This window comes from Erwinia sp. AnSW2-5 (assembly GCF_045107195.1).
Taxonomy (GTDB): domain Bacteria; phylum Pseudomonadota; class Gammaproteobacteria; order Enterobacterales; family Enterobacteriaceae; genus Erwinia.
Map to the genome: position 1 here is coordinate 218,677 of NZ_JBJGXA010000010.1, position 26,063 is coordinate 244,739.

Here is a 26,063-nt window from a genome sequence, read left to right on the forward strand (position 1 = left end):
TGCGAGAGATGTGGCTACTTTACAATCTGGTAACAGGATAAAGAGCTGCCTTTGAGGTAATAAAACAAGTCTTTGTAATAATTGGAAATATTCAGATTAAAAACAGCATAGCTATTCATTACCCTGCCATATCCCGCAGAAACAAAATGGTCTATGTGCACTTTTTTTGCACGACATGTCGTGCGCATCTCAACGATTTTTATTGTAAATGAATATCTTTAGAGCAGGCGGCGCCCTCAGTTCCATCACATTCTGTTATGACGTGATCTGCCGCGCAAAAAGAAAACAAAGCCAAACCAATATCTTCACTTAACCTTTGATTGACATATTATTAACAATCTTCAAGGAGGCCAGCTATGAGCCAATCACATCTCTACCCGGTTCCCGCGAACATTGCGGAAAATACCCAGATTAATGCTCAGCAGTACGCGTCAATGTATCAGCAGTCGGTACAGGACCCCGATGCGTTTTGGGGTGAGCAAGGCAAGATCCTCGACTGGATTAAACCTTACACGTTGGTGAAGAACACCTCCTTTGCGCCTGGCAATATCTCTATCCGCTGGTTTGAGGATGGCACGCTAAACCTGGCGGCCAACTGCCTGGATCGCCACCTGAAAACGCGTGGCGACCATCCGGCGATCATCTGGGAAGGGGATGACAGCAGTGAAAGCAAGACGATCAGCTATCGCGAGCTGCACCGCGACGTCTGCCGCTTCGCTAACACCTTAAAACAGCTGGGCATCAACAAAGGCGATGTCGTGGCTATCTATATGCCGATGGTGCCGGAAGCCGCCGTTGCCATGCTGGCCTGTGCGCGTATCGGCGCCGTGCATTCGGTGATCTTCGGCGGTTTCTCGCCTGAAGCGGTCGCCGGACGCATCATTGACTGTAACGCCCGCCTGGTGATCACCGCCGATGAAGGCGTGCGTGCCGGACGGACCATCCCGCTTAAGAAAAACGTGGATGATGCACTGAACAATCCCAACGTCACCAGCGTAGGGAACGTGGTGGTGTTTCGCCGTACCGGTAAAGACGTCGGCTGGAACAGTGAACGCGACCTGTGGTGGCACGAGCTGGCCAACACAGCCAGCGACCACCATCAACCAGAAGAGGTGGGTGCTGAAGACCCGCTGTTTATTCTTTATACCTCGGGTTCCACCGGGAAGCCGAAAGGCGTGCTGCACACCACAGGCGGCTACCTGGTGTATGCCGCCACCACCTTTAAATACGTGTTTGACTACCACCCGGAGGATATCTACTGGTGTACCGCCGATGTCGGCTGGGTGACCGGCCACAGCTACCTGCTGTATGGCCCGCTGGCCTGCGGTGCCACCACGCTGATGTTTGAAGGCGTGCCGAACTGGCCAAAACCAAGCCGTATGGCGGAAGTGGTCGATAAACACAAGGTGACAATTCTGTATACCGCGCCGACCGCCGTGCGTGCGTTGATGGCTGAAGGGGATAAGGCGATTGCAGGCACCGATCGTTCCAGTCTGCGTATCCTTGGTTCCGTCGGTGAGCCGATTAATCCGGAAGCCTGGGAGTGGTTCCACAAAAAAATCGGCAATGGCCGTTGCCCGATTGTCGACACCTGGTGGCAGACGGAAACCGGCGGTTTTATGATCACCCCGCTGCCGGGCGCGACTGCGCTGAAGCCCGGCTCGGCCTCTAACCCGTTCTTTGGCGTGCAGCCTGCGCTGGTGGATAACGAAGGCAATGCGCTGGAGGGGGCCAGTGAAGGCAACCTGGTGATCATCGACTCCTGGCCCGGTCAGGCACGTACGCTGTATGGCGATCACGAACGCTTCGAGCAGACCTACTTCTCTACCTTTAAAAATCAGTATTTCAGCGGTGACGGCGCACGCCGTGATGAAGATGGCTATTACTGGATCACCGGGCGTGTGGATGACGTGCTGAACGTCTCCGGCCATCGCCTGGGGACGGCAGAGATCGAATCAGCGCTGGTGTCTCATCCGTTAATCGCCGAAGCAGCGGTAGTGGGTATTCCGCATGGTCTGAAAGGCCAGGCAATTTATGCCTATATCACTCTGAATCATGGCGAAGAACCGTCACCCGAGTTGTATACCGAAGTGCGTAATTGGGTACGTAAAGAGATTGGCCCGATTGCCACCCCGGATGTGCTGCACTGGACAGATTCATTACCGAAAACCCGCTCCGGTAAAATCATGCGTCGCATCCTGCGAAAAATTGCTGCCGGTGATACCAGCAACCTCGGTGATACCTCTACTCTGGCCGATCCTGGTGTGGTGGAGAAATTACTCGAAGAGAAACAGTCCATTAAAATGCCATAACCCACAGGGGCCATCGTGCCCCTGCTTTTCATAGTCATATCATAAACCTGCCGCAGAGCAGATCGCTTCAGGCCTTAATATTGTCCGTACCAGGATATCAAGAATAGACTCCCCAGATCATTGACGTTAATTATTCAAGGATCAAAGGAATAACCCTGTATCTGGAGATATTACAATGAGCAATGTCCTCTACTTAAGAATAGAAAAAAGCGCGAAGTTTAAAGAGCTGGTGAGAAAACGTCAGAGCTTTGCCACCCTACTGTCCATTATTATGTTAATGCTGTATGTCGGCTTTATTCTGCTGATTGCTTTCGCACCCGCCTGGCTTGGTACGCCGCTTTATGAGGGGACAAACGTGACGCGCGGTATTCCAATTGGCGTGGGTTTAATTGTTATTTCCTTCCTGTTAACCGGTATTTATGTCTGGCGTGCTAACGGTGAGTTTGACCGTCTGACCCGCGAACTGCTGAATGAGGTGAAAGGATGAAATCACGCCATGTGTTATTTGCGCTGGTGGCATTGCTGCCGTGCGGGGTACTGGCTGCCGATGCTATCAGCGGCACGGTAGAGCGCCAGCCGACCAACGTTGAAGCGATTATCATGTTCCTGATTTTCGTTGCCTTTACGCTGGGGATCACTTACTGGGCCTCCAAACGCACCCGCTCGCGCAATGATTACTACACGGCGGGCGGCAATATCACCGGCTTCCAGAACGGTCTGGCGATGGCCGGGGACTTTATGTCTGCCGCTTCATTCCTTGGGATTTCCGCGCTGGTGTACACCTCCGGATATGACGGGCTGATTTACTCGCTCGGCTTCCTGGTAGGCTGGCCGATCATTCTGTTCCTGATTGCCGAACGCCTGCGTAACCTCGGGCGCTACACCTTTGCTGATGTGGCTTCTTATCGTCTGAAGCAGAAGCCGATCCGTACCCTCTCCGCCTGTGGTTCTTTGGTGGTGGTAGCGCTGTATCTGATTGCGCAGATGGTGGGTGCAGGCAAGCTTATCCAGCTGCTGTTTGGTCTGGATTATCATGTGGCGGTGGTGCTGGTCGGAATTCTGATGGTGATGTACGTGTTGTTTGGCGGCATGCTGGCCACCACCTGGGTGCAGATCATTAAAGCCGTACTGCTGCTGTTCGGTGCCAGTTTTATGGCCATTATGGTGATGAAAACCGTCGGCTTCAGCTTCAACACCCTGTTTACCGAGGCCATGAAGGTACACCCGAAAGGCATCGCGATCATGAGCCCTGGCGGGCTGGTGCATGATCCGATCTCAGCCCTGTCACTCGGACTGGGGCTGATGTTTGGTACCGCCGGATTGCCGCATATTCTGATGCGCTTCTTTACCGTCAGCGATGCGCGTGAAGCACGTAAAAGCGTGTTCTGGGCAACCGGATTTATGGGCTATTTCTACTTCCTGACCTTTATCATCGGGTTTGGTGCCATCCTGCTGGTTGGCGCCAATCCGGTGTTTAAAGATGCCACCGGGGCGCTGATTGGCGGCAATAATATGGCGGCGGTGCATCTGGCCGACGCGGTAGGCGGCAGTCTGTTCTTAGGCTTTATCTCTGCCGTGGCCTTCGCCACTATTCTGGCGGTGGTTGCGGGCCTGACGCTGGCTGGTGCCTCTGCGGTGTCACACGACCTGTATGCCAGCGTGTTCCGTAAGGGCCAGGCAAGCGAGCGTGATGAGCTGCGGGTGTCGAAGATCACCGTGGTGCTGCTGGGGATCGTGGCGATCCTGCTGGGCATTATGTTTGAGAAGCAGAATATTGCGTTTATGGTCGGGCTGGCGTTCTCGATTGCGGCAAGCTGTAATTTCCCGATTATTTTTCTGTCGATGTACTGGTCGAAGCTGACCACGCGCGGTGCCATGATTGGCGGCTGGCTGGGTCTGCTGACGGCAGTTCTGCTGATGATCCTCGGCCCGACGGTGTGGGTGCAGGTACTGGGTCATGCCAAAGCGGTGTTCCCGTATGAGTATCCGGCGCTGTTCTCGATGCTGGCAGCGTTTATGGGTACCTGGCTGTTCTCGGTGACCGATAGCTCGGCATCAGGTGCGGAAGAACGTCAGCGCTTCCAGGCGCAGTTTGTGCGCTCGCAAACGGGCGTGGGCATTGAAGGTGGGAAAGGGCATTAACCCCGAAGTTGTGTCAAAGGGGGCGGGCATGCCCGCCCCCTGCAACGGACGCGTAGGGGTTGATCGTCTTTTCCGATCGACCCGCCGCCCAGGTGGCTACGACTAGAAGTGCAGCGCAGCACCCACGTATGGACCATCAGCAACGACATTATCTTTACGGCCATCTTTGCCGTTCAGCGTCATATACTTGTAACCCACGCTCACATCCACCAGAGAGATCGGCTGGAAGCTGACGCCCGCAGACGCTTCCTGGTAGTTATCAATATGGCTGGAGAACGAGTCAGGAGAGTAGAAATACTCACCGTACACGTTAAACATTTTGGTCACTGGCACTTTCACGCCGCCACCAATGGCAATCGCGTAGCCATCTTTGGTGTCTTTCGGATTAGTCGACAGCGCTTTAACGGTCGGAGACAGGAACACATCGCCAATCGCGACGTTGTAACCCAGACCCAGGCTCTCTACGTTGCCGTCGTGATCGCTGCGCAGCCAGTCGCCAGAAAGGGCAAAACCAGGGGTTGTTGTCCCCAGGCCAACGTGCACATCAGTGTAATCCTTACCCACACTCACGCCACCTTCGATAGCCTGAGCAGAGCCTGCCAGCGCCAGCAGCGCCAGTGCGCCAGTTGTCATTGCCACTCTTTTCATTTCATTCTCCTGATTAAATTTTACTCACGCCGGGATGCGGCGGCCTTGCAGAGTAAACCAACCGTCCCTGAAATTATATGAGAAACCAACTAATCACGCTGAATTTGAGTAACCTTACAAACGCTCTGAATCCGGTCAGATTAGCTCACCGCCCACATGATATGACCGATAGCCGGTGCTATTACTACGGTCACGACACCCGATAACATCATCACCAGGCTGGAAACTACGCCCTCCTGCTGACCCAGCTCGTAAGCGCGCGCCGTACCGGCACCGTGCGACGCCGCGCCAAATCCGGCCCCTCTTGCCAGCCCCTGTTTGATCGCCAGACGCAGAAACAGCAGATCGCCCACCGCCATACCAAACACCCCGGTGATCACCACAAACAGCGCCACCAGGTCCGGCTGCCCACCCAGCTGCTTCGCCGCCGCCAGCGCAAACGGCGTGGTGATGGAGCGTACTGCCAGGCTGCGCTGAATACTCTCCGGCAGTGACAGCATCTGCGCCAGCCACACCGAGCTGCACACCGCCACCGCCGTGGCGGTGATCACTCCGGCACTGAGCGATATCCAGTGGCGACGAATGATCGCCATGTTTTCATACACCGGCACGGCAAACGCCAGTGTGGCAGGGCCAAGCAGCCACAGCAGCCAGCGGCTGTCGTTGATGTAATCCTGCCAGGATATATGGGCCACCACCAGCAGCGCGACCAGCACCATCGGTGTCATCACCAGTGGCATCAGCAGCAGACGATGCCAGCGACGGTACAGCCGTTTATTGCAGAAGTAGACGGCCAGCGTAGCCAGCAGGCATAACACACTGAGGATAAAATCATTCATCGCTTTTCTCCTGTTTACGCGCCGCCAGCCACAGCTCAAAACGATACACGCGGTCCACCACCAGCGAGGTGGCCCCCAGTACCAGCAGCGTACTGACACCAATCACCAGCAGAATACGCCAGCCTTCGAGGCGTAACAGATCGCCGTAGTTGACCACCGCCACCACCGCAGGAACAAAGAACAGCAGCATTTCAGCCAGCAGCCAGCTGGCCCCCGCCTTGACCCAGCCCAGCGGCATCACATGCAGCATAATCATCGACAGCAGCAACAGCATACCGACGATGTTGGCGGGCAGAGGTAAATGCAACCAATTCACCAGCTGCTCTGAGACCAAAAACAGCCCGACATAAAGCGCCACCTGTAGCGGAATCTGTACCCGTTGCAGCCAGGCCGAACCCTGTGGACGAAGTGCCAATGCCATGCTGTTTACCCCTTTGTGAATGTTTTTATGGGAAAGAGTATAAAGCCGTAACAAAGGGTGAAAAAAATGACTTAATATTATTCCAACTATGCCAGACAGGAATGATTATGGACGTTCGCGCCCTGCGCTACTTTGTGGAAGTGGTTCGCCAGCAAAGCTTCACCCGTGCCGCCGAGCAGCTGTACGTCACACAACCGACCATCAGCAAGATGTTGCGCCAGCTGGAAGATGAGCTGGGCTGTACGTTACTGATCCGTGAAGGACGTAAACTGCATCTGACGGATACCGGGCAGGCGGTGTACCAGCGCGGCGTGACCATCCTGCAAGAATTTAAGCAGCTGGAAGCAGAAATCAGCGATATCAACGAACTGAAGACCGGCGAGCTACGCCTGGGTATTCCGCCGATGGTGGGCATGCAGATTGCCGGTTCAATCTCCGCATTTCGTCAGCGTTATCCGGGCGTGGCGCTGAAAATTTCTGAGTTTGGCGGCCTGACGGTGCAACAAGCCGTGCTGTCCGGCAGCCTGGATATTGCCATGACCGCCCTGCCGGTCGCTGATGATTTACCGCTGAATTCGCTGTCACTGATGAGCCACCCGCTGTGTGTTCTGGTACCGCGCACGGAAGCCTGGCTGCGCCGCAGTCATATGCCGATCAGTGAGCTGGCCGGGCACCCGATTCTGATTTATAACGAAGAGTTTTCCCTTAATCGCCAGCTGATGCGGGCGTTTCAGGCCAGTGGTTTTACCCCGCAGATTGCGGTGCGCAGCGGGCAGTGGGATTTTCTGGCGGCGATGGTACAGGCGGGCATGGGCGTGGCTATTCTGCCGGAGCCTATCTGTCAGCGTCTGGATAAAAGCCAGCTACTGTGGCTGCCGCTGGAGTCGGATCTGGTGTGGAATCTGGGATTAATCTGGCGCGAGGGGAGCTATCTGTCGCGCAGCGCCCAGGCATGGATTACCTGCTGTCGCGAGTTCTGGCCGGGTGAAACACCGCGCATTTCATTGTAACCCCGCAGGGCGAGGCATGCCTCGCCCCTACACGAAATGTACAACGTCGGGCGGGTTACCGTAGGGGTCGGGCATGCCCGACCCAGAAAACGCACGGGATCACCCGTACGCGGTTATTCTTCTTTTTCGATCAACAGTGTTTCCAGCAGGTCGAGATCGTGCAACAGCTTCTGCATCGTCTCATTGCTGATTTGCTGCCTCGCCCGCAGATGATACAGCTCAGCGCGCTCAGAACGCAGGGCGCTCAGACGGAAACGTCGCTCCAGGTTCTCGGCAAACAACGCCCGCTCCATATCCTCTTTGCCATCCACACGACGACGCAGATTGCCCGTCACCCGTGAACTGACCTCTTTCAACAGCTCGGGATCGATGTTCTCTTCGGTGTCGACCATCAGGCGTTCTTCCATCTTATGCAGACTGTCGATAGCGACACTCGCCATCGCCGCACGCGCCATCTGTAGCTCACGGCGGTGGCTTGCTTTGTCGACGCCTTCAACGCCCCGCAGCAGCAGTGGCAGCATCACCACGCCCACCAGCAGCGAGAACAGGATCACCCCGGTCGCCAGGAACACCAGCTCATAACGCGCCGGGAAGTCGTTCCCATTACTCAGCAACAGCGGAATCGACAGCACACCGGCCAGGGTAATCGCACCGCGCACCCCGGCGAAAGAGGCGATCAGCAGCTCACGCGTCGAATAGCTGGAAAACTCCATTGGCCGTTTTTTTAACGCCGTGCGGCTGATCAAACGCATGGTCCACAGCCAGCCAAAACGCACGATCATCAGCGCCATGTAGATCAGCGCGACTGAGGCGAACAGTACCCACAGCTCAACGTTCGGGTCGGCATCAGCCTGGCGCACGGAGATTTCCAGAATCCCGGGCAGTTGCAGGCCCAGCATCAGGAACACCATGCCGTTAAATACGAATTCCAGCATCTGCCAGACGCTGTTGGCACGCAGGCGCATCGCCAGCGGCGCCTGACGAATAATACCAGAGCGCGAAATGGTCATCCCGGCGGCAACCGCCGCAAGAATGCCGGACACGCCGAGATGTTCAGCAATCAGGTAAGAAGCAAACGGCAGCAGCAGCAGCAGCACGGTCTGAGTCGCCGGATCATCGCCACTCCAGCGGCTGAACAGGCGCAGTGACTTACCGTACAGCAGGCAGATCGCAATCCCCGCCAGCAGGCCCCCCACCGCCACTTTCGCGAACTCCAGCGAGGCCCCGGAAACGGTAAACACCATCGTGCCCATCGCCACGGCGACGGCAAACTTCAGGGAGACCAGGCCGGATGCATCGTTCATCAGCGCCTCGCCCTGCAAGATCCCCATGATTCTTTTCGGGATGCGCCCCTCGCCGACAATACCGGAGAGCGCCACGGCATCAGTCGGTGACAGCACGGCTGCCAGGGCGAAGGCCGACAGTAACGGAATGCCCGGCACCAGCCAGTAAATCAGGTAGCCAATACCCACAACGGTAATCAGCACCAGCACCAGCGCCAGGCCGAGGATCTCGCGCCCGTGGTGCAGAAACTCACTGGTCGGGGTTTTCCAGCCGTCAGCAAACAGCAACGGCGGGATAAACAGGACTAAAAACAGCTCCGGATCAAAATCGACATGCAGACCAAACGTCGGCCAGGCAAGCAGAGCACCCAGGGCGATTTGCACCAGTGGCAGAGGAATTTGAAACGGAATAATTCGCGCAGCGACGCCAGACAGCGACACCATCAGCGTCAAAATGAGGATGGTAAAGAAGATTTCCATGCGTTCCTTTTTATACGTCTTCCGATAGGCTTAAAACACTGTCAGTCAGACATTGAAGGCCAATGTCCTGTGAGATAGTAAAACAAATTAGGCAGGCGATGAAAAACAGGATGTGCGTAAAGAGGGAAAAATCAGTGTCATCTGAAGGTGGGGCCGGTGATCCCGGCCCCGAAACAGCATTAAATCGCCCAACCGCAGGTATAGAAAGCGACCAGTGCTACCGCAATCAGTACGGTGCCGACATTCAGCTTGCGCCATTCACCGGCAAAGATGCGGCCAATCACCAGTGAACCGAAACCGAGCATAATGCCGGTCACGATGTTACAGGTCAGAACGATAAATACTGCCGCCAGCAAACCTGACATCGCATCAACAAAATCACTGAAATCGATTTTAGAGACGTTGCTTAACATCAGCAGGCCGACATACATCAGCGCAGGTGCAGTGGCATAACCCGGAACCAGATACGCCAGCGGCGACAGGAACAGGATCATCAGGAACAGCACGCCCACCACAATCGCCGTCAGACCCGTTTTGCCGCCTGCTGCCGTTCCGGCTGCCGACTCAATGTAAACGGCTGCGGGCGCAGCGCCGACCAGACCTGAGAAAATGCTGCTCAGTGAGTCCGTCGTCAGGGCCTTGCCGCCGTTGATGATCTGATTGTCTTTATCCAGCAGGTTCGCCTGCCCGGCTACCGCACGAATGGTGCCGGTGGCATCAAACACCGCCGTCATCACCAGCGCCAGTACGCTTGGCAGCACCGCCGGTTTTAATGCCCCGAGAATATCCAGGCTAAACACCAGCGAGTTACCCTGCGCATCACTCAGGCTTGGCATCGCGAACAGCCCCTTATAGCTCACTGCCGGGTCAAAGATCAGGCCAAGCACCGAGATGGCAATAATCGTCAACAGGATACCGCCAGGCACGCGCAGTTTCTCCAGACCAAAAATCACCGCCAGCCCGACCAGCGTCATCACCACCGGGAACGACGGGAAGTGACCCAACGCCACCGGCAGGCCAGGACCTGGGTTTTTCACTACCAGGCCAACGCCGTCAGCGGCAATCAGCAGCAGGAACAGACCGATACCCACGCCCGTGCCGTGCGCCACGCCCATCGGCAGGTTACGCAGTATCCAGGCACGAATGCCGGTTGCTGAGATCAGGGTAAACAGGATGCCCATCAGGAACACGGCACCCAGCGCAACCGGTACGCTGATCTGCTGGCCCAGCACCAGGCTAAAAGCGGTGAACGCCGTCAGCGAGATAGCACAGCCAATCGCCAGCGGCAAATTGGCCCACAATCCCATCAACAGTGAACCAAACCCGGCCACCAGGCAGGTCGCCACAAAGACCGCCGTTGGCGGGAAGCCTGCTTTGCCCAGCATTGAGGGCACCACAATCACGGAATAGACCATCGCCAGGAAGGTCGTCAGACCTGCCAGGATTTCCTGACGGACGCTGCTACCGCGCGCAGAAATTTTGAACCAGGCGTCTAAAGAGCCGCTGGCCGGTTGAGAAGGAGCTGACATCGTAATCCCCTGAGATTTCTTATGAGTTATCGCTGCGTGGTACCACTATGTGCCAGCGGTAGTCGACGTTTGCATCCCTGGCGCAATATACGCGGTACAAAAACCTCAGGGCGAGGTGCAGACCGGATAAAGGCAAACGTTTACTATTCCACGCAAAAAAACGCTTAATTGCTGTGCTGATACGCTAAATAGTTCAGGTCGCAGGCGAGTGAAGCCAGCGCCTCTGCGGCCTGAAATATGACGAGTATGAATACGCAAACGATTATCCTGTGTTTAATGGTGCATTTTCAACACTTCTTCACGCATAAATTTGCATAATTATTGATTTACACACCCGTCTGCTCTCAGCGTAGCGGCAGCGCCCCGCGCACTCTAATAGCGCTTTCTTATGACGGACTGCCGACGATGATGGGATGAACCGTTTTTCACGCCACAAAAGAAAAGCATTCAGTCGAGGCGAACTTCACCGCCCTGTTGGAGCGCACGCTGCCAGGCCGCACGGCTTTGTACCTTCTGTAGCCAGGCCTGGATAGCCGGGCTGTCGGCGGCTCCCCCGCGTGCGGTGAGCGCTTGCAGCGGAAAACTCATCTGCACATCCGCAATGCTGAAGCGACTCCCGGCAAACCACGCATTTTGCGCAAGATGTTGTTCGATAAACTGGCGATGGGTGGCGATCTGCGGGTCGAGGTAGCCCTTCTGAACCCCTTGACCAAAGGCGCTGCCGATGGGGCGTAACAGCCAGGGCACCGGGGCTTTGCCCATCCGGCTGAAGATCAGCTTCATCACCAGCAACGGCATCAGCGATCCTTCCGCATAGTGCAGCCAGTAACGCGACTGGATCACCTCTTCTTCATCGAAAAGTTTCAGCAAACCTTCCGCGTCATACCGCGCTTCCAGATACTCCAGGATCGCGCCAGACTCCGCCACTACGCGATTTTCATCGGTGATCACCGGGGATTTGCCCAACGGATGCACTTTTTTCAGCGCCGGTGGTGCCAGCATGCTGGCCTCACGCTGATAACGTTTGATCTGGTAGGGGACGTTCAACTCTTCCAGCAGCCACAGCACGCGCTGCGATCGTGAATTATTCAGATGGTGTACGGTGATCATATGTGCTCCTGAGTAAAACATCAGTATAGAAGACCAGGATCATTTCACATCCAGCAGGATCGCCCCGGTGCCCTGCTCGCTCAGGCGGTCGTTCGGGTTACGCAGCGGGCAATCTTCCATCGATAAACAACCACAGCCGATGCAGCCGTCCAGATCGTCCCGCAGGTGCGTCAGCGTTTCAATGCGCCGGTCCAGTTCATCGCGCCACTGCTGCGACAACACCGCCCACTCTTTTGTCGTCATACGCTTACCAGGGGAATACTGCATCAGGCTGTCGCTGATGGTGGCAAGTGGGATGCCGATGCGCTGAGCAATTTTGATCACCGCCACACGCCTCAGCACGTCACGCGTGTAGCGCCGCTGGTTGCCGGGATTGCGGAAACTGCTGATTAATCCTTTGCTTTCATAGAAATGCAGCGTCGAGACTGCCACACCGCAACGCTGCGCCACGTCGCCGGGGGTCAGTTCGCGTTTGTTGGGATTGCTAAGATTTTTTTTCATTTAGCACTTTACCTCAAGTTAACTTGAGGAATTATACTCAGCTTCCATTGAGTTCGCGACCTATTGACACAGAGACCTGGGAGAAAAAGTGTATGCATGACGACATCATCAGCACCCTGACTGACTGGATCGACAACAATCTGGAAAAGACTCTGTCGATTGATGAAGTGGCGGCCAAATCAGGCTATTCGAAGTGGCATTTGCAGCGTATGTTCCGTTCCGTGACGAAACAGACGCTGGGAGGATACATTCGTGAACGCCGTCTGACGCTGGCCGCCGAAGCGCTGCGTCTGACGCAACGTCCGGTGTTTGATATTGCCATGCAGTACGGTTATGACTCCCAGCAGACGTTCTCACGCGTGTTCCGCCGCCAGTTCTCGCAGACGCCGACCGCCTATCGTCATACCATGCGTCATGCATCCCTGAAGCGCAGCAGCTGGAATTTCGACTGTGGCGACTACGCCACCAGCGGCTTCAGCCAGCGGGTCAGCGAAAAATCCTGCCCGACCTGCGGCTAATGATGCCCGGTTGCCACCGTCACCTGCGGTGGCCAGTCGTGTATTTCCTGCCCCCAGTAAGAGGGTGATAAGTACCAGCCGCCACCCAGTTCCTTAATGTGATACATCGCCGCATCAGCCTGCGCAATCAGCGCCTCGGCTGAACTGTGATTTTTCGCCAGCGCCACACCTACGCTTAACGACTGCACCACCCGCACACCTTCCGGCAATAAGATCGGCGGCTGCATGGCGTCGATAATATCGCGCGCCACCTGGGCTACCTGCTCGTCCCGTTCGACCGTCGATAACAGTACGGCAAACTCATCGCCGCCCAGGCGTGCCACAAGGTCGTCTTTGCGCAGGCGCGCACGCAAACGCTGGGCCGTGACGGCCAGCACATGGTCGCCTGCCGCGTGACCGTAGCGGTCGTTAACCTGTTTAAAACGGTCACCGTCGATAAACAGCACGCTGACCTGCTGACGGGTTTTCGGGTCGTCCAGCAGCAGCTGCAGCTGTTGTTCAAAGGCTTTGCGGTTAGGCAGCCCGGTCAACTCGTCATGCAGCGTCTGGTGTGTCAGCGAGTCATTTTCACGTTTGAGATGACGCTGCCACTGGTCCAGCTCATCAAGCAGACTGTTGAAATCACCGCTCAGTTTATCCAGCTCGGCAATCGAGGAAGACGGCACGCGCAGGGAAAAAGCGCGACGTCTGCGCACATCATGCGCGACGGAGGCAATATTTTGCAGCCCCTGTAAAATTCCGGCATGCATCCGCCGCGCCAGGTAGATCGCCAGAATGGCGGTTATCAACAAACTGCCGCCCAGCCACAGCAGCGCCTGCCCCAGATAATGCAGGACGCGTGAGGCATCGCCGCTGATCCACACCCGGCCCACTTCCTGATGGTTATGCATCACAGGCGCACTGACCGGCTGAGGGAACAGCCAGCGTGCCACAACGGCACCCGCGCCGTAGGGGTTTTCGCCGCCCGGTGCCTGCCATTGGGCCAGTAACTGCTGGTCAGCACCATAAACGCGTCCGACCGCAAACTCCGTTCGTGCGCCCATATCCCGCAGAATACTCTCTGCGGTCGCCGCATCGTTTTCCAACACCGCTGTCCGTGCGCTGTAACTGACGCTGGCCGCGACCAGCTGGATGTTGTTTTCCGCATAGCTGCGCAGCACATACATCGACAACGCTGACAGCGATAACCCGCTGAACAGCAGCGACACCACGATAATCATCAGATGAATACGTTGAAATGACTGGCGCATGGTCGGTAACTGACGCGCCGCTGTCGCCGCCTCGTTTTGCCTGATCTTCATGCTCACTCCCCTCGCCGTTCAGCGAACAACCTGCCCGGCATCCACTTGGGTGATTTGCCCGTCACGATCTGCCACTGTGCAGACAAATGACACGCAAACTCCTTTATTATTTTCTGCATTTTGCAGATGTATTATTGGTTAATTTATTTTTTTGGATCTTATTTATAAGAATAGAAAACCCTCCCTGGAATAATTCCGGGAAATAATGAACAGGGAGCAATGCTTAGAAAAATTCTACAGGCCATCGATAAGCCGTACAACTTCAAACAGCTTAAGATTCATCTTAAACCGTTTGATTTGACTTAGGTTTCATCCGGGCGATGGTAAAAAAAAGACAAGCAAGAACATGATATAAAACAACTTTAACTTAAAATGACACAGAGTTATTGCAGGGAAAGGTGAGAGATCACGTAACGAAATAATACGCAATAATAATCAAACACGCCTTAAGTTAAATTAGATATTCCAGGGCATAAAAGGACATAAAGAAGATCGACTCCCTGGCAGGGAAATAATATTATGCATACGGATTAATCTGTATTTTTCGACGACAGCGATAATATTGTGATCGCTTATGCAGGCATTGCTCCGTCGTGGCCGACCGAAAAAAACTACCATACCAGGTATAAATTTTGTTCAGTTTTGAAAAACGGGTGATATAATGTGATCGCCGTCACATTTCCATGACCAACGCGTCAGACCGGAAAGGAGCAAGCCTGGCAGCTCCCGTCCCGTTCCGGGTGATGTTGCATCCCGTTTGTCAGGACCGATCACCCCGGAGTTTTCAATATGGCTACGATTACCACCAGCGTTATTCTCATGAGATGGGAGCTGCTCAGTGCAGTGATGATGTTCCTTGCCAGCACCTTCAACGTGCAGTGCCGCAAAGCCAGCCGCAACGTGATGGCGTTCGCTTTTACCGGTATTGGTATCGGTATGTCATGCTGGTTTGTCACCGGACTGCTGGGCATTACGTTGAGTATGGATAATCTGCATAACGTCTGGACGATTACCAAAGATATGTTTGTCGAAGTGATGAGCCGTACACCTCCCGACTGGCCGATGCCGTAAGCGACATCTGCCCGGCGAGCTGACCTGACTCGCCGGGCAGAAGGTTATTTGTCACTTTTTATATCTTTTTTAGCACCGCCGAGGTCGGCAAAGGAACATCGCTGGAGGCTTTCACTTCCGGCAGCGCTTGCGTTTTACGATCCTGCAACCACATATCCCCCATAATTTGATTCAGACCATTTTCCAGCCCGGTCACCATGCCTGCGCCTGGCGTAAACGTCAGTTCACCGAAGTAGATATGCCCTTCATGGATGTACCAGTCCACGCGTACATAGTCGAAATCCGTCGCCAGCTGCTTGCTCAGAGCCAACGCGCGCTCCAGCGTCTCGCCGTCGGCACTGATATCAAAACCTGTATCACGGATTTTATAAAAGCTGTGCTTCAGGTTGTTAACGTAGAAGTTCATCGACAACGCCGCACTACCCACCCGGTTGTAAATCACCTGCAATACGTACTCGAAGTTGCCATCCTTCTTGTTAAACATATGAAACTTGTAGTCAACGGCGGCAAACTTACCATCACCAACGTACTGTTCAACCAGAATGCAGGGCTTGATGTAGCGGTAGTGGATCTCACGCGCATGGTGCGAAAAGTCCTTATGCAGCCACTCATCACAACGCTTGATCAGCAGCTGTTTCTGGATGCAGTCGGGTTCTTCCAGCACGATCTCTACCATGCCGGAGCCATGATTCGGTTTGATCACCGTGTTTTTCAGGCTCGGCAAGCTCAGCAACGAGATCGGATCATCCGTCTGATGAATCAGCGGGATCAGGTAATCTTCACCGATGGTGTCGGCAATATATTCCCTGACCAATAACTTGTCGGACAAATTGGCATAGCGCACATGATCACCGGTTACATATTTTCGATACAGAACCTTCTCATTGAATAACTTGGGTTCCCGGATATTCGGAATACGTTTGAATTTCTGGAAGTAATAAATTTTATCCTGGTAAGACCAAGGCATTTTTTTGAGCAGGTAAACAAAACCCTTTCTCAACTCTGCTTTGAGCTTTAACATGATTTACCTCATCTGTAGGTTTTGTAGTTGAGTGAGGAAAGCTGTATTTTAAGAATGACGCCATTCTTAAAGAAATAATTCATTATCGTCAGGGACAGGAGTTCGGTGATAAACACGCTCCAGGCTGCGCCCGTTAATCCCCAGGAATGGATAAAGAAGTAAGATGTTGCCAAACCAATCACTACCAGCAGAATCACTTTCACCAGTAAGTAATTGAAACCACCCTCTTTCACCATGTAGCGATACGCTACTGTTCCCATTGCCGAAAAGCAGGTTGCTAGCGACAACAACGTAATGAGGTTTCCCGATTGTGTGTAATCTTGCCCATACAGGCTGTTAATGATCCTGTCACCAAACAGCGTGACAACGGAGAGCATCAAAAGTGAAACTGCCATAACATAGCCATTAAGCCGTGAAGCCAGTTTTACTGCCACATCCGCACGCTCCCTGAAAATTTCAGAGAAGCAGGATGTAATAATCGCCACGGGAATAAAAATCCACGAAGCGGAAATGGTATTCGCTGCGGTGAACAGGCCAAGGTCCTGGGCCGAACTCACCCCAACAAGAAAGAACTGGGCGGTCTTCACCTGAACAGCGATAAACACGCTTGAGATAGCCAGTGGCAGTCCCGCATGCAGTAAGTAACGTAGATAATTCTTGCGCTTATGACGCGGCGGTAGATTGATGGTGTTGGTCTGATAGAAGCGACTGCGCTTAATCAGATAGGGCACCAGCGTGACCGCAACAATGGACAGGGACAACCACAGCGGGCTGAGTTTGCACCAGGCAACGGTGAAACTGATGGCAAAGCTCAGTATCATTCCGGTGGCATTGGCTACCGTATTCATCCGCGACGCCAGGCGGGCGTTATTGTAAACGCTGAAAATATCCTGGGTCACAAACAGGGCGGATAAAAATGATGCCACGGCAAACACAATAAAGTTCTCGCGCATCGTCAACCACACGTAGAGCAATATGGGCAATGACAGCACCAGTAATAATGTCAGGCGCAATGATTTCGCCACCGCCATCAGGCGCATTCCTTTTGGCGTGCTTTTACTGATGCTTTTAAAAAGAATGGTTTCTGTGCCAAAAATAGCAACAGTCTGAATAATTGAAAAAAGTGAGGCAGAAAATGCTATTTGCCCGAATATAACCGGACCGAAAGACTTAGCCACATAAGAGGTGACAAAAATCACACCAAAAACCGACACCACTTTCTCGGACATCATCCAGGCGGCATTAGACATCACACTGTATTTCATCGAAGCATCCTTTGTGTTTCCAAACAGCCAAACCTCAAACCAACACATCCGTGTCCACAACTGATTCAATAACGCACAGTGAAAGCCTGGCGAGAACGCAGCAAGAGAAAATAATATTTTTCAGGCATCATTGTGCCTTTTTTTAAGAGACTGTTTTTTAACCTGACCAGAAAAATCCTGCCTGCATTTATGGTTTTGCCTGGTCTTATTTTTAGTGTGTTCTAATGCACACATCCCTTTGACCGGGATTAAAGTTAGCACACTTCTTTTAACTTTCCCGTTGGAGTTATCCTAATTACAACGTGGCCTTGAACTGGCATGAGACGAATCTATATCAAAAAAACCAATATCGAAAGCTATCAAAACCCTTTTGAAATAAAATAGGAGAAATCCCATGATGTTATTTCTTCATAATCCCTTAACGTAAAGCTTGCCATTCCAATCGCGTACTTTTAAACACTGCGCTAATATCTGTACAAAACAGATCCATTGATTAATGCAGTCATTCTCATCCCATTATTGTTAAGAAAGGTAATAGCATTCATGAGAAAGTCACGATATACCGAAGAGCAAATCACCAGCGCCATTAAAGCTTCTGAAAACGGTATCAAGGTAAAAGAGATTTGTGACGAACTGGGCATTTCTGAAGCAACTTTCTACAGTTGGAAAAAGAAATACGCCGGATTATCTTCAGAAGAAGGTAGAAAAATCAAAGAACTAGAGGAGAAGGTCCACAGTATGGAACGTGAGCTACAGTCGCTGTCATCAGACAAAGAGATGCTGCAAAGTGTGCTGAAAAACTTTTTCACCACGAATGACAAGCGGCAAGCCGTTAATTTCTTACAGGATACGTTCGACATTGGAACGCGCCGTAGCTGCCGTTTGCTGGATATCAGCCGTAGTGTTTACCATTATCCCTACAATCTTGAAAACCAGTAATTGCTTACAGGCAGTCAATGACAGGTGTAATAGTACCAAAATAAAATATTCCCAAAGCTTATTGAAAAGTTCAGATCGATTTTGTGATGCGGAAGTTTGCTGATGAATTAATTGTCATCCCGCTCGACTATTTGGCTGTAACTTATCCAGGCACCAGCTAAAATCTCAATAGCATCAAGGCTTTCAATGCGCGTTTATCTTTGCAGGCAAAGATAAACGCGCCTTAAGTGACTTTGTCCTTTCTAAGCTATCCCTCCTCATCTTTATAAAAATCGTTAGCTTTGGTGATCATTCTCTTTTTTATAATGGTTTATTATCCTCATTCATCTCTAATGAATCGCACGTCCGTATCACATGGCTAAAACTCGTCATTTGGGCAACAAAGCGCACAAAACGGAAAGAACCGAGGGTTACCTCAAAAGAAACAGATTAAACACACTTATCATTTATCAAATGCACGCTTCACCTGTGACGGTTAAGTGACATCTAAACTTATCATTAGCGCCTCTTTCTCTTTAGTATCTCTGCCAGAATCGACGATTTTTTCTTCGCAAAATTCGAGTTAATACTGGTCTGCGTAAAAAAAAATCGTCTCAAAAATGGAGAAATGTGCATTGAGTAGGGAGGGGTCACTGTGCATAAAAAAGCGATATACGGTTTAGCGATAATTCTTATAGCCGAACAATCCCTGCTTATGGCAGGGAATCCGCTGAGTTGATGATAAATAAAGCAGGGAGGTGGAGAAATGAAAGGTGACATTCATCACATAATTGCGATGAAATAGCGGACTACCGGGCCAGACAGGGCCTTGACCCGCGCCTGGCTGAACATTATCGCTGCCAGCCAGGCTGCCCGTGTTTTTATCCGCTGATTTTCAATGACTTTACTACCGCTTCTGGCTTGATGCGCATCGCACTGACCACACCCACCATCAGGCACAAAATGCCGCATAGCGTCAGCAGGGGTGGCCATGACTGACGCAACAGGAAGGTGTAAGCCAGCCCGGCCAGGATCTCAAACACGATCAGCGGCCCCACTAAGACCGTGGGTAAGCGCTGGCTGGCTTCATTCCAGCACAGCGTTCCCAGCCAGGAACAGAACAGCGCAATCGCCAGCATCAGCGCAATAAAAAATGCCGGGCGCGGGCCAAACGGCAGTGCGAACGCGGGTTCGCTAAGATGCAGTTGCCCCATAACCAGTAGATAGCCCACCAACGCCAGCGGCAGCGTCACTACCCCCTGCGCAGTGGCCCAGGTGGCAGGACGGATCGCATGTTGCCGCAGCCAGCGGGCATTGCGCAGCGGATACCATGTCCAGCACACCACCGCCGTAAAGGCCAGCGCGATCCCACTCAGGTAACGCCACACGTCCACCGGATGCGTGACGCTCGTCAGTTCCGCCACATTCACGCACACCAGACCGACAACAATCAGTAACAGGGCCGGAAATAACTTTGCCCAGCGCAGATGCCCTTCATCCCGGCCATAAAACAGATTGGCACTGACCGCAATCACCACCGGCAATGTGCCGATAATCATGGTTGATATCGGAGCGCCGGTACGCTGGATCGCCGTGGCCAGGCAGGCGTAATAGAGCAGGTTACCGACCAGCGTCAGTTTGAACGCTTCCTGCCAGTCACGACGGGTCAGCGCCGCCAGGCGATGGCGATCCTGCCAGGCCAGCGGCAGCGCAATCAGACCAAAGGCCAGATAGCGGCCCATTGACTGCAAGGTGCCAGGATAGTCAGGCACCAGCAGCGGCCCGACAAAAATCAGTCCCCACATCAGCCCGGCGCTCAGTGCAAATAAAATACCCGATAACATCGTCCACTCCGGACAGAGAAAACACCATTATGGGAGAAAAGGAGGTCGGGAGATTGTAGCAAATTGCGGTCAGCGCAACGCGGCACGTACCTGTTTCTGATAGCGCGATGGCGTGATGCCATAACGCCCGGCAAAGCTGCGCGTCAGATGCGCCTGGTCGGTCAGCCCCACGGCGGCCGCCACTTCTGCCGCAGGCAGCCCGGCACGCAGCAGCTGGCTGGCCTGATACAGCCGGAAAGCCATCAGCATCTGATGCGGGGTGACATGATAGTGCGCTTTAAACTGCCGCTGAAAATGGTAAGGACTGAGAGAAACCAGCGCTGCCAGCTCGTCCAGGGTGATACGTTCGCTGAAATGGGCACGCAGATAATCGCGTACCTGATCGAAACGGTGGCGGGGTTCGGCCACTAATGGCCGGGCAATGCGGGCATGAGGACGTAACAGATCGCACAGCGTGAGCAGCAGGCCGTCCGTCGCCAGCGGATCGTCGGTCTGCCACAAATGTTCCAGCACTCTCGAGAGCTGTGCTGCGCGCTGCGGATCATGGCAGACCGCCTGCTCAAACCACCAGCCCGTTTCCCCGGTTAAGGCTGCAAGGCGCTGAGGTTCGATATAGATCATGCGGTATTGCCAGCCGCCCTCCGTGGCGGATTCACCCGTGTGTAACTCATCGGGATTCATCAATACCAGCGAGTCGACGGGGGCCACATGCTGCACCCCACGATAACGAAAACGCTCGGCACCCCGATCGATAGTCCCGATGCCGAACGCTTCGTGCGTGTGGGGTTCAAACGCGTAGCGGGTGATATGGGCGCGATACAGTTCAACGCCCTGCTGCCCGGAAAGATGGCGGAAGCTGGCGCGATCCTGCTCATAGATGAACTGCTCAGGAACCCCTTCCACAGCCGACTCCGTGAAGAAAATGATGAGAGCGCCAGCTTACGATCTTTACCCGCAGCGATCCAGACGCCTTAGATCAGACCTTCAGCTTTCAGCGCACGCTGTACTGCAGGGCGTGCTGCCACTCGGCCGGCAAACGCCTGTAATTCCGGCCAGCTGTCGAGTGAGAAGCCAACAACTTTGCTCCAGCCCAGTACGGTAAACAGGTAACCATCTGCCACGGTGAACTGCTCACCCTGGAGCCAGGTTTTCCCGACCAGCGCGGAAGAGAGCCAGTCGAGGCGTTTATTCAGTGTCGCTACGGTCGCTTGCTTCCAGTCAGGGGTCTGAGCCGGGTTAAACAGCGCCCCCATTGGCTTGTGCAGCTCCGTCGAGATAAAGCTCAGCCACTCAAGCACTTTGTAACGTTCCGCGCTGCCCGCCGCAGGGATCAACCCCGCGTCAGGTTTCAGGTCTGCCACGTACTGCGCAATCACCGTACCTTCGGTCAGCAGACTGCCATCATCCAGCAGCAGTGCGGGAATGTAGCCTTTGCTGTTAATCGTGGTGAAATCAGCGCCGGTTTCGGTCTTTTTCGTTTTCAGATCAACCTTTTCCAGCGTGAAGGTCGCACCGATTTCTTCAAGCGCGATATGAGGAGAGAGAGAGCAGGCACCAGGGGTATAGAACAATTTCATCAGCGTTATTCCTTATTGATTAGAGGGCGTCAGAGTACGCGGAGCAGTCTACGCCCCCTTTAGCGATTGATGCCAGGCGCGCGCACAAATCTTGAAAAATACACGCCAGCTAAACGGCTGCATGATTGGCTGAAGCATCCCTCAGGCATTGACTCACCATTTATTTTCGTCGTGGTTGAATACATTTCCCCACACCAGGTCGGATCACACATCATGTCAGAGACGTTGACGCTTACGCGCCCGGAGAACGGGTTATCGCTGTTCCAGCATCTGCTTAACGGTAGAATTATTCCCGGCCCGGTCTGGCACAGTGTCGCCTGGCGGACCAAATTTTTACTGCGCTCACTGGCCTTTCCCCTGGCCACACTGCATCACATGCAGCAGATTGCCACCCTGCCTGGGATGAAGGATGCGCTGCACCTTCAGCCAACCTTGCCGGGTAAGATCCATCGGCCTTATCTGCATCTTGGCCTGTCTGCTGGCCAGCGGGGGCAGGTACTGAGCCAGCACTACCGTTTTGTTCAACAGATCCCTTCTCAGGCATTACGCCATGCCATGATCTCATCTCACGCAACATCACTGGCCAGTTTCAGCGGCAAAGAGGGTGAGAATTTTCAACTCACGCTGACCTGCAACGGCCGCTGCGAGCGTGAAGGCGAGGTGAATATGATGCTGCATGGCGACGGGACACTGCTGGCGGTACTGACGTTCGTCGTCGTCGAGCGTGACGGCTTGCCGGTACTGTTGATCGGGGGAATACAGGGCGCGCACAGCGATACGCCCCATGCGCTGATCCGCTCGGCAACCAAATCCTGTGATGGACTGTTCCCCAAACGTGTCCTGCTGGAAGGGGTATCACTGCTGGCACGGGCCACGGGTATCAGCGCCATTCAGGCCGTCAGCGATCGGGGCCACACTTATCGCAGCCTGCGCTATCGCTTTAAAAAGAAGGCGGTGTTTGTCGCCAGTTATGATGAATTCTGGCAGTCGCTGGATGGCGTGCCGCTTTGCCGCAGCTTGTGGCAACTGCCGCTGGCGTTCAGCCAGAAAACGATGGAAGAGATCCCCAGTAAAAAACGTGCGGAGTATCGCCGCCGCTATGGGCTACTGGAGAGCCTTAGCGAGCAGTTTATGCGCCTGCACTAAGTGGGATCAGGGAGTAGAAGGGGCTTCCCGTTCAACGTCGTCAATCTTCCAGCCATTGTGCTCCTGTACCAGCGTGACCAGCAGATGCTGCTGGTCACCAGGATCACGCCCAAGGGTGACATCACCGGAAGCCCGGTTGCCGTTGAGCGTAAAGCGACTGACGCTGACATTATTCACCCAGCTGTCGCTGTAATCCTGATCCTGGAGGAAATAATCATCGTCCATGCCGTCCGGGCTTTTGATCAGCAGATTGATTTTTTTCAGCAACCGCTCGGTGACATACTCATTTAATAACGGATCATGCTCATCAATCGGGCTTTCTTCTTTGTTGAGCGCCGCCAGATACCAACTGTAAAATGCCAGGCTGGTGCTCTGGGGATCGTCGTTATGCGCTGCCGCCGCTGCCTGAAAAGCAACGAAAGACACCACCAACATCAGCAACCACTTTTTCATGCAAACCATCCCGGATAACACTGCTATTTATTTCTGCCACCTGTGCGCCGACAGGGCGCCAGTGATTGTATTGAAATTATCCGGCTAATCCAGTCCACCCCACACACTTTGCCTGCTTTTTTAGTAACTGTTTATCGCAACGATACGTTTGCACTCAGCCAGTCACGCAGGCAGGCCGCCAGCGGCCCCGGTTGCTCAAGCGGCAGCATATGCCCGCTGTCGTGCAGTATCGCCAGTGAGGCCCCTGGAATGGCCTCAGCCAGCGCCTGCGACTCGGTCAGGGTACGCATGCGATCGTCAGCCGCCGCAACCACCAGCGTCGGGCAGCGGATAGCATTCAACCTTGCGCTATCGCTGTCGCGCGCCATCAGCAACTGGCGGATATAAGTGTCCCGCCCCAGCCGCAGACTCATGTCGAGGATCTGCTGCTTCAGTTGCGGATCGGACTCATGTTCACGGCTGAGTGACAGTTCAATGGCACGCTGCCCCAGCCCGCGAAACGGACCTCTGGTACGTTGTAGCATCTCTGCCACCGCAGCTTTCAGCTCTGCCTGCATGGGATCATCGGCCTCACTGGAGGTGGCAATCAGTATCAGCCGCTGTACACGTTGCGGCACACGTCGGGCAATGGCGCGTGCGACAAAGCCGCCCATGGAAAACCCCACCAGCGTAAACTGCGGTGGACAGTTAACGAGCACAGCATCAGCCATTTCCTCCACCGTGCTGCCCTGCGACAGGTCGCCAAACGTCAGCGGGCCGATATTTTCCAGTTCAGGCCGCATACGCTGCCATAATCCCGCGTCACACATCAGGCCGGGGAGTAACACCAGCGGCATCTTCATGCCCAGTGCTTCTTCTTACTGGTTTTACCAATGCCAGGGTTACAGGTGTTAGTCGGGTCGAGCTGATGGAAATGATGCTGATGCTCGTCGGAGGCATGATAGAGATGGCCAATATTGTGCTCAGCCGGGTATTTCGCACCGCGCTGATCCAGATACGCCAGCACTGCGGCTTTAAACTGCGCACCATCGACGCCAGGCTTCAGAATATAGTCCTGGTGATTCACCAGGCAGAAAAAGTGGCCGCAGCAGGAGTCTTCCAGCACCTGTTCCTGCAACTCTGGCGGCAGACGGATCAGCCACCGATCGTCGTTACGCCGCAGCGCTACATCAAAGGCAATCAGCCTGTCATCGGTATTAATCCCGGCGTAATCGCAATAGAACACCGTGCAGGCACCCACGCCGAAGCGCACCAGGAAGGCATCCTTCTGTTCTTCTTCGTTACAATGGAACCACTCACCATTTCGAGAGGCAAAGAATGCTCTCAACAGCAGACTCATTTCTGCCACGTCATCCTGAGTCAGTTTGATCATCAGGTGATGTTCATAGCGACGATGATACGAAATCAGGCGCGGCGCCACGGTGGAAGGCGTGATGCGGTTGCCCCACTGGATCAGCCGATCGAGGGTGTTATGTGGCAGCAGCCGGAGTTTTCGCAGTCGCGCATCCCAGCGTGCTTTTTTTGCCATCAGCCCCGGCAGCGCTGCCGGCCCGAGGCGCTTAATCGACAGGAACATATGGCGGGCATAGCGCAGGGTGAGTCGGAAGGCGTTGCGGTGGATATACTCCGCCTGAATCGGCAGTGTCTCCAGCTGTTCAATCAGATAGCGGCGCAGGTCGAGCAGCACCTGCTCATCGTTGGTGCCAATATAGAATGTCTCTTCCTGCGACGTGGCGTCAAAGGTGGCAAGGCGCACGGCAAAGACAATCACTTTCCCGGCGCAGCCTGCGCTGTCATGCAGATACTGCGGGTTGCCGTTGAAGCGCGTCGGGGTAGTGGCATCCACATCTTTGATCACCGCTGCGTAGTCATCAGCCCAGATTTTCCCTTCCCAGTCCGGGGCGGTGCCGGTGGTGTATTCCCCGGCTTCGAGGCGGGTGATCATCTCTTCCGGGGTATTCCCCAGTTCGATGCCCAGATGGTTGATCAGGTGCAGCTGCCCGTCGTCGCTGATCTGCGCAAACAGGGATTTCTCGGTAAACGCCGGGCCGCGCTGTAACAGCGATCCCCCTGAGTTATTGCAGATGCCGCCCACCACCGATGCGCCAATACAGGAGGAACCGATCACGGAATGCGGTTCTTTATTCCACGGTTTCAGGCTGGTTTCCAGCTCGGTCAGCGTGCTGCCGGGGAAAGCAATAATCTGTTGTGCATTATCGATAACCTGCACGCCTTTGATTTTGCGGGTGCTGACAATCACCACCGGGCGGTCATAGTCATCACCGTGCGGCGTGGAGCCACCGGTCACCCCGGTGTTGGAAGCCTGCATCAGGATAATCGTGTCATTCTGCTGACACACCTTGAGCACCTGCCACAGTTGTAGCAGCGTTTCCGGCAGCACGACGGCCAGCGCATCACCCTGGCCTACGCGGAAGCCTTTGCAGTAATACGCTTTTTGATAACTGTCGGTGATCAGATTGTCCGGGCTGACCAGATCGCCCAGTTGTTGCAGGGTCAGGGTGTGTTGCATGTTATGACTGCCTCTCCGTAGCTCATTTTTTTAGCAGCGGGGATTGTACCTGAGGGGTCTGAGTCTGGGCCAGCATCAGAGGGTGAAATTCTGTCATGCTGCTACATCCGACGCTCATCGCAGCTCAAAAAGCACGCAAAACGA

General features: G+C 54.1%; 24 protein-coding genes. 8 read left to right on the forward strand and 16 right to left on the reverse strand.

The window, feature by feature from the left end:
• Positions 1-356: 356 nt before the first annotated feature.
• The 3 genes from acs (at position 357) to actP (ending at position 4,454) form a co-directional block, all read left to right on the forward strand.
• Positions 357-2,312, forward strand: coding sequence for an acetate--CoA ligase (gene acs / locus ACFL9S_RS09260; protein WP_405261559.1), 1,956 nt, complete (start codon positions 357-359; stop codon positions 2,310-2,312).
• A gap of 175 nt (positions 2,313-2,487) precedes the next feature.
• A complete protein-coding gene (locus ACFL9S_RS09265) occupies positions 2,488-2,799 on the forward strand; it encodes a DUF485 domain-containing protein (RefSeq protein ID WP_405261560.1) in 312 nt (103 codons plus the stop codon).
• On the forward strand, positions 2,796-4,454 hold the full coding sequence (gene actP, locus ACFL9S_RS09270) for a cation/acetate symporter ActP (protein ID WP_405261561.1): 1,659 nt from the start codon (positions 2,796-2,798) through the stop codon (positions 4,452-4,454). The genes ACFL9S_RS09265 and actP overlap by 4 nt, the downstream gene beginning before the upstream one ends.
• Positions 4,455-4,556: 102 nt before the next feature.
• Here the strand turns inward: actP and ACFL9S_RS09275 are convergent, their stop codons facing one another.
• The 3 genes from ACFL9S_RS09275 to ACFL9S_RS09285 form a co-directional block, all read right to left on the reverse strand.
• A complete protein-coding gene (locus ACFL9S_RS09275; protein WP_133842636.1) occupies positions 4,557-5,102 on the reverse strand; it encodes a YfaZ family outer membrane protein in 546 nt (181 codons plus the stop codon).
• Between the two features lie 140 nt (positions 5,103-5,242).
• The gene (locus tag ACFL9S_RS09280; protein WP_405261562.1) at positions 5,243-5,941 is read right to left on the reverse strand and encodes an LrgB family protein; all 699 of its coding nucleotides are present in this window, start codon (positions 5,939-5,941) and stop codon (positions 5,243-5,245) included.
• Positions 5,934-6,362 (reverse strand): CidA/LrgA family protein, encoded by a 429-nt coding sequence (locus ACFL9S_RS09285; protein ID WP_405261563.1) that lies wholly within the window; start codon positions 6,360-6,362, stop codon positions 5,934-5,936. The genes ACFL9S_RS09280 and ACFL9S_RS09285 overlap by 8 nt, the downstream gene beginning before the upstream one ends.
• 107 nt (positions 6,363-6,469) lie before the next feature.
• On the opposite strand from ACFL9S_RS09285, the gene ACFL9S_RS09290 reads away from it, so the two are divergent.
• Positions 6,470-7,372: a LysR family transcriptional regulator gene (locus ACFL9S_RS09290; protein ID WP_405261564.1), complete on the forward strand. Its 903-nt coding sequence runs from the start codon at positions 6,470-6,472 to the stop codon at positions 7,370-7,372.
• Between the two features lie 113 nt (positions 7,373-7,485).
• Here ACFL9S_RS09290 and ACFL9S_RS09295 read toward each other — a convergent pair whose 3' ends face one another.
• The 4 genes from ACFL9S_RS09295 to soxR form a co-directional block, all read right to left on the reverse strand.
• On the reverse strand, positions 7,486-9,135 hold the full coding sequence (locus ACFL9S_RS09295) for a Na+/H+ antiporter (RefSeq protein WP_405261565.1): 1,650 nt from the start codon (positions 9,133-9,135) through the stop codon (positions 7,486-7,488).
• A 179-nt stretch (positions 9,136-9,314) separates the two neighbouring features.
• Positions 9,315-10,664 carry an NCS2 family permease gene (locus ACFL9S_RS09300; RefSeq protein ID WP_405261566.1) on the reverse strand — a complete coding sequence of 450 codons (1,350 nt, stop codon included), beginning with the start codon at positions 10,662-10,664 and terminating at the stop codon, positions 9,315-9,317.
• Positions 10,665-11,111: 447 nt separating this feature from the next.
• On the reverse strand, positions 11,112-11,774 hold the full coding sequence (locus tag ACFL9S_RS09305; RefSeq protein WP_405261567.1) for a glutathione S-transferase family protein: 663 nt from the start codon (positions 11,772-11,774) through the stop codon (positions 11,112-11,114).
• A gap of 39 nt (positions 11,775-11,813) precedes the next feature.
• The gene (soxR, locus tag ACFL9S_RS09310; RefSeq protein WP_405261568.1) at positions 11,814-12,275 is read right to left on the reverse strand and encodes a redox-sensitive transcriptional activator SoxR; all 462 of its coding nucleotides are present in this window, start codon (positions 12,273-12,275) and stop codon (positions 11,814-11,816) included.
• 92 nt (positions 12,276-12,367) lie between these two features.
• Between soxR and soxS the strand changes: the two genes are divergently transcribed.
• The gene (gene soxS / locus ACFL9S_RS09315; protein WP_405261569.1) at positions 12,368-12,793 is read left to right on the forward strand and encodes a superoxide response transcriptional regulator SoxS; all 426 of its coding nucleotides are present in this window, start codon (positions 12,368-12,370) and stop codon (positions 12,791-12,793) included.
• On the opposite strand, the gene ACFL9S_RS09320 is transcribed toward soxS, so the two are convergent.
• Positions 12,790-14,094: a diguanylate cyclase domain-containing protein gene (locus ACFL9S_RS09320; protein WP_405261571.1), complete on the reverse strand. Its 1,305-nt coding sequence runs from the start codon at positions 14,092-14,094 to the stop codon at positions 12,790-12,792. The two genes, soxS and ACFL9S_RS09320, sit on opposite strands and share 4 nt — an antisense overlap.
• A 789-nt stretch (positions 14,095-14,883) precedes the next feature.
• Here ACFL9S_RS09320 and ACFL9S_RS09325 point away from each other — a divergent pair.
• The gene (locus ACFL9S_RS09325) at positions 14,884-15,165 is read left to right on the forward strand and encodes a YjcB family protein (RefSeq protein WP_405261572.1); all 282 of its coding nucleotides are present in this window, start codon (positions 14,884-14,886) and stop codon (positions 15,163-15,165) included.
• 58 nt (positions 15,166-15,223) lie between these two features.
• Here the strand turns inward: ACFL9S_RS09325 and ACFL9S_RS09330 are convergent, their stop codons facing one another.
• Positions 15,224-16,186 (reverse strand): ATP-grasp fold amidoligase family protein, encoded by a 963-nt coding sequence (locus tag ACFL9S_RS09330; RefSeq protein WP_405261573.1) that lies wholly within the window; start codon positions 16,184-16,186, stop codon positions 15,224-15,226.
• A gap of 8 nt (positions 16,187-16,194) precedes the next feature.
• Positions 16,195-17,451 carry a polysaccharide biosynthesis protein gene (locus ACFL9S_RS09335; protein WP_405261598.1) on the reverse strand — a complete coding sequence of 419 codons (1,257 nt, stop codon included), beginning with the start codon at positions 17,449-17,451 and terminating at the stop codon, positions 16,195-16,197.
• Between the two features lie 543 nt (positions 17,452-17,994).
• On the opposite strand from ACFL9S_RS09335, the gene ACFL9S_RS09340 reads away from it, so the two are divergent.
• On the forward strand, positions 17,995-18,390 hold the full coding sequence (locus tag ACFL9S_RS09340) for a transposase (RefSeq protein WP_154754255.1): 396 nt from the start codon (positions 17,995-17,997) through the stop codon (positions 18,388-18,390).
• Positions 18,391-19,250: 860 nt separating this feature from the next.
• Here ACFL9S_RS09340 and ACFL9S_RS09345 read toward each other — a convergent pair.
• The 3 genes from ACFL9S_RS09345 to gstA form a co-directional block, all read right to left on the reverse strand.
• The gene (locus ACFL9S_RS09345; RefSeq protein ID WP_405261574.1) at positions 19,251-20,213 is read right to left on the reverse strand and encodes a DMT family transporter; all 963 of its coding nucleotides are present in this window, start codon (positions 20,211-20,213) and stop codon (positions 19,251-19,253) included.
• Positions 20,214-20,282: 69 nt separating this feature from the next.
• Positions 20,283-21,116, reverse strand: coding sequence for an AraC family ligand binding domain-containing protein (locus tag ACFL9S_RS09350; protein ID WP_405261575.1), 834 nt, complete (start codon positions 21,114-21,116; stop codon positions 20,283-20,285).
• Between the two features lie 68 nt (positions 21,117-21,184).
• Positions 21,185-21,790, reverse strand: a complete 606-nt coding sequence (gstA, locus tag ACFL9S_RS09355; RefSeq protein WP_405261576.1) for a glutathione transferase GstA — start codon at positions 21,788-21,790, stop codon at positions 21,185-21,187.
• Between the two features lie 213 nt (positions 21,791-22,003).
• Between gstA and ACFL9S_RS09360 the strand changes: the two genes are divergently transcribed.
• Positions 22,004-22,936 (forward strand): VirK/YbjX family protein, encoded by a 933-nt coding sequence (locus tag ACFL9S_RS09360; protein ID WP_405261577.1) that lies wholly within the window; start codon positions 22,004-22,006, stop codon positions 22,934-22,936.
• 6 nt (positions 22,937-22,942) lie between these two features.
• Here the strand turns inward: ACFL9S_RS09360 and ACFL9S_RS09365 are convergent, their stop codons facing one another.
• The 3 genes from ACFL9S_RS09365 to dld form a co-directional block, all read right to left on the reverse strand.
• A complete protein-coding gene (locus tag ACFL9S_RS09365; protein ID WP_405261578.1) occupies positions 22,943-23,389 on the reverse strand; it encodes a DUF3828 domain-containing protein in 447 nt (148 codons plus the stop codon).
• A gap of 131 nt (positions 23,390-23,520) precedes the next feature.
• Positions 23,521-24,231, reverse strand: a complete 711-nt coding sequence (locus tag ACFL9S_RS09370; protein ID WP_405261579.1) for an alpha/beta fold hydrolase — start codon at positions 24,229-24,231, stop codon at positions 23,521-23,523.
• A complete protein-coding gene (dld, locus tag ACFL9S_RS09375; RefSeq protein WP_405261580.1) occupies positions 24,228-25,919 on the reverse strand; it encodes a D-lactate dehydrogenase in 1,692 nt (563 codons plus the stop codon). Before dld ends, ACFL9S_RS09370 begins: the two co-directional genes overlap by 4 nt.
• Positions 25,920-26,063: the final 144 nt, after the last annotated feature.

Coding starts and splice junctions, on each gene's coding strand:
- ACFL9S_RS09300 (WP_405261566.1), bottom strand. CDS start 10,664: ATGTCAGCTCCTTCTCAACCGGCCAGCGGCTCTTTAGACGCCTGGTTC.
- soxR (WP_405261568.1), bottom strand. CDS start 12,275: ATGAAAAAAAATCTTAGCAATCCCAACAAACGCGAACTGACCCCCGGC.
- ACFL9S_RS09285 (WP_405261563.1), bottom strand. CDS start 6,362: ATGGCATTGGCACTTCGTCCACAGGGTTCGGCCTGGCTGCAACGGGTA.
- ACFL9S_RS09360 (WP_405261577.1), top strand. CDS start 22,004: ATGTCAGAGACGTTGACGCTTACGCGCCCGGAGAACGGGTTATCGCTG.
- ACFL9S_RS09340 (WP_154754255.1), top strand. CDS start 17,995: ATGAGAAAGTCACGATATACCGAAGAGCAAATCACCAGCGCCATTAAA.
- ACFL9S_RS09335 (WP_405261598.1), bottom strand. CDS start 17,451: ATGAAATACAGTGTGATGTCTAATGCCGCCTGGATGATGTCCGAGAAA.
- ACFL9S_RS09345 (WP_405261574.1), bottom strand. CDS start 20,213: ATGTTATCGGGTATTTTATTTGCACTGAGCGCCGGGCTGATGTGGGGA.
- ACFL9S_RS09290 (WP_405261564.1), top strand. CDS start 6,470: ATGGACGTTCGCGCCCTGCGCTACTTTGTGGAAGTGGTTCGCCAGCAA.
- ACFL9S_RS09370 (WP_405261579.1), bottom strand. CDS start 24,231: ATGAAGATGCCGCTGGTGTTACTCCCCGGCCTGATGTGTGACGCGGGA.
- ACFL9S_RS09280 (WP_405261562.1), bottom strand. CDS start 5,941: ATGAATGATTTTATCCTCAGTGTGTTATGCCTGCTGGCTACGCTGGCC.
- ACFL9S_RS09275 (WP_133842636.1), bottom strand. CDS start 5,102: ATGAAAAGAGTGGCAATGACAACTGGCGCACTGGCGCTGCTGGCGCTG.
- soxS (WP_405261569.1), top strand. CDS start 12,368: ATGCATGACGACATCATCAGCACCCTGACTGACTGGATCGACAACAAT.
- ACFL9S_RS09365 (WP_405261578.1), bottom strand. CDS start 23,389: ATGAAAAAGTGGTTGCTGATGTTGGTGGTGTCTTTCGTTGCTTTTCAG.
- gstA (WP_405261576.1), bottom strand. CDS start 21,790: ATGAAATTGTTCTATACCCCTGGTGCCTGCTCTCTCTCTCCTCATATC.
- ACFL9S_RS09305 (WP_405261567.1), bottom strand. CDS start 11,774: ATGATCACCGTACACCATCTGAATAATTCACGATCGCAGCGCGTGCTG.
- actP (WP_405261561.1), top strand. CDS start 2,796: ATGAAATCACGCCATGTGTTATTTGCGCTGGTGGCATTGCTGCCGTGC.
- dld (WP_405261580.1), bottom strand. CDS start 25,919: ATGCAACACACCCTGACCCTGCAACAACTGGGCGATCTGGTCAGCCCG.
- acs (WP_405261559.1), top strand. CDS start 357: ATGAGCCAATCACATCTCTACCCGGTTCCCGCGAACATTGCGGAAAAT.
- ACFL9S_RS09265 (WP_405261560.1), top strand. CDS start 2,488: ATGAGCAATGTCCTCTACTTAAGAATAGAAAAAAGCGCGAAGTTTAAA.
- ACFL9S_RS09295 (WP_405261565.1), bottom strand. CDS start 9,135: ATGGAAATCTTCTTTACCATCCTCATTTTGACGCTGATGGTGTCGCTG.
- ACFL9S_RS09325 (WP_405261572.1), top strand. CDS start 14,884: ATGGCTACGATTACCACCAGCGTTATTCTCATGAGATGGGAGCTGCTC.
- ACFL9S_RS09320 (WP_405261571.1), bottom strand. CDS start 14,094: ATGAAGATCAGGCAAAACGAGGCGGCGACAGCGGCGCGTCAGTTACCG.
- ACFL9S_RS09330 (WP_405261573.1), bottom strand. CDS start 16,186: ATGTTAAAGCTCAAAGCAGAGTTGAGAAAGGGTTTTGTTTACCTGCTC.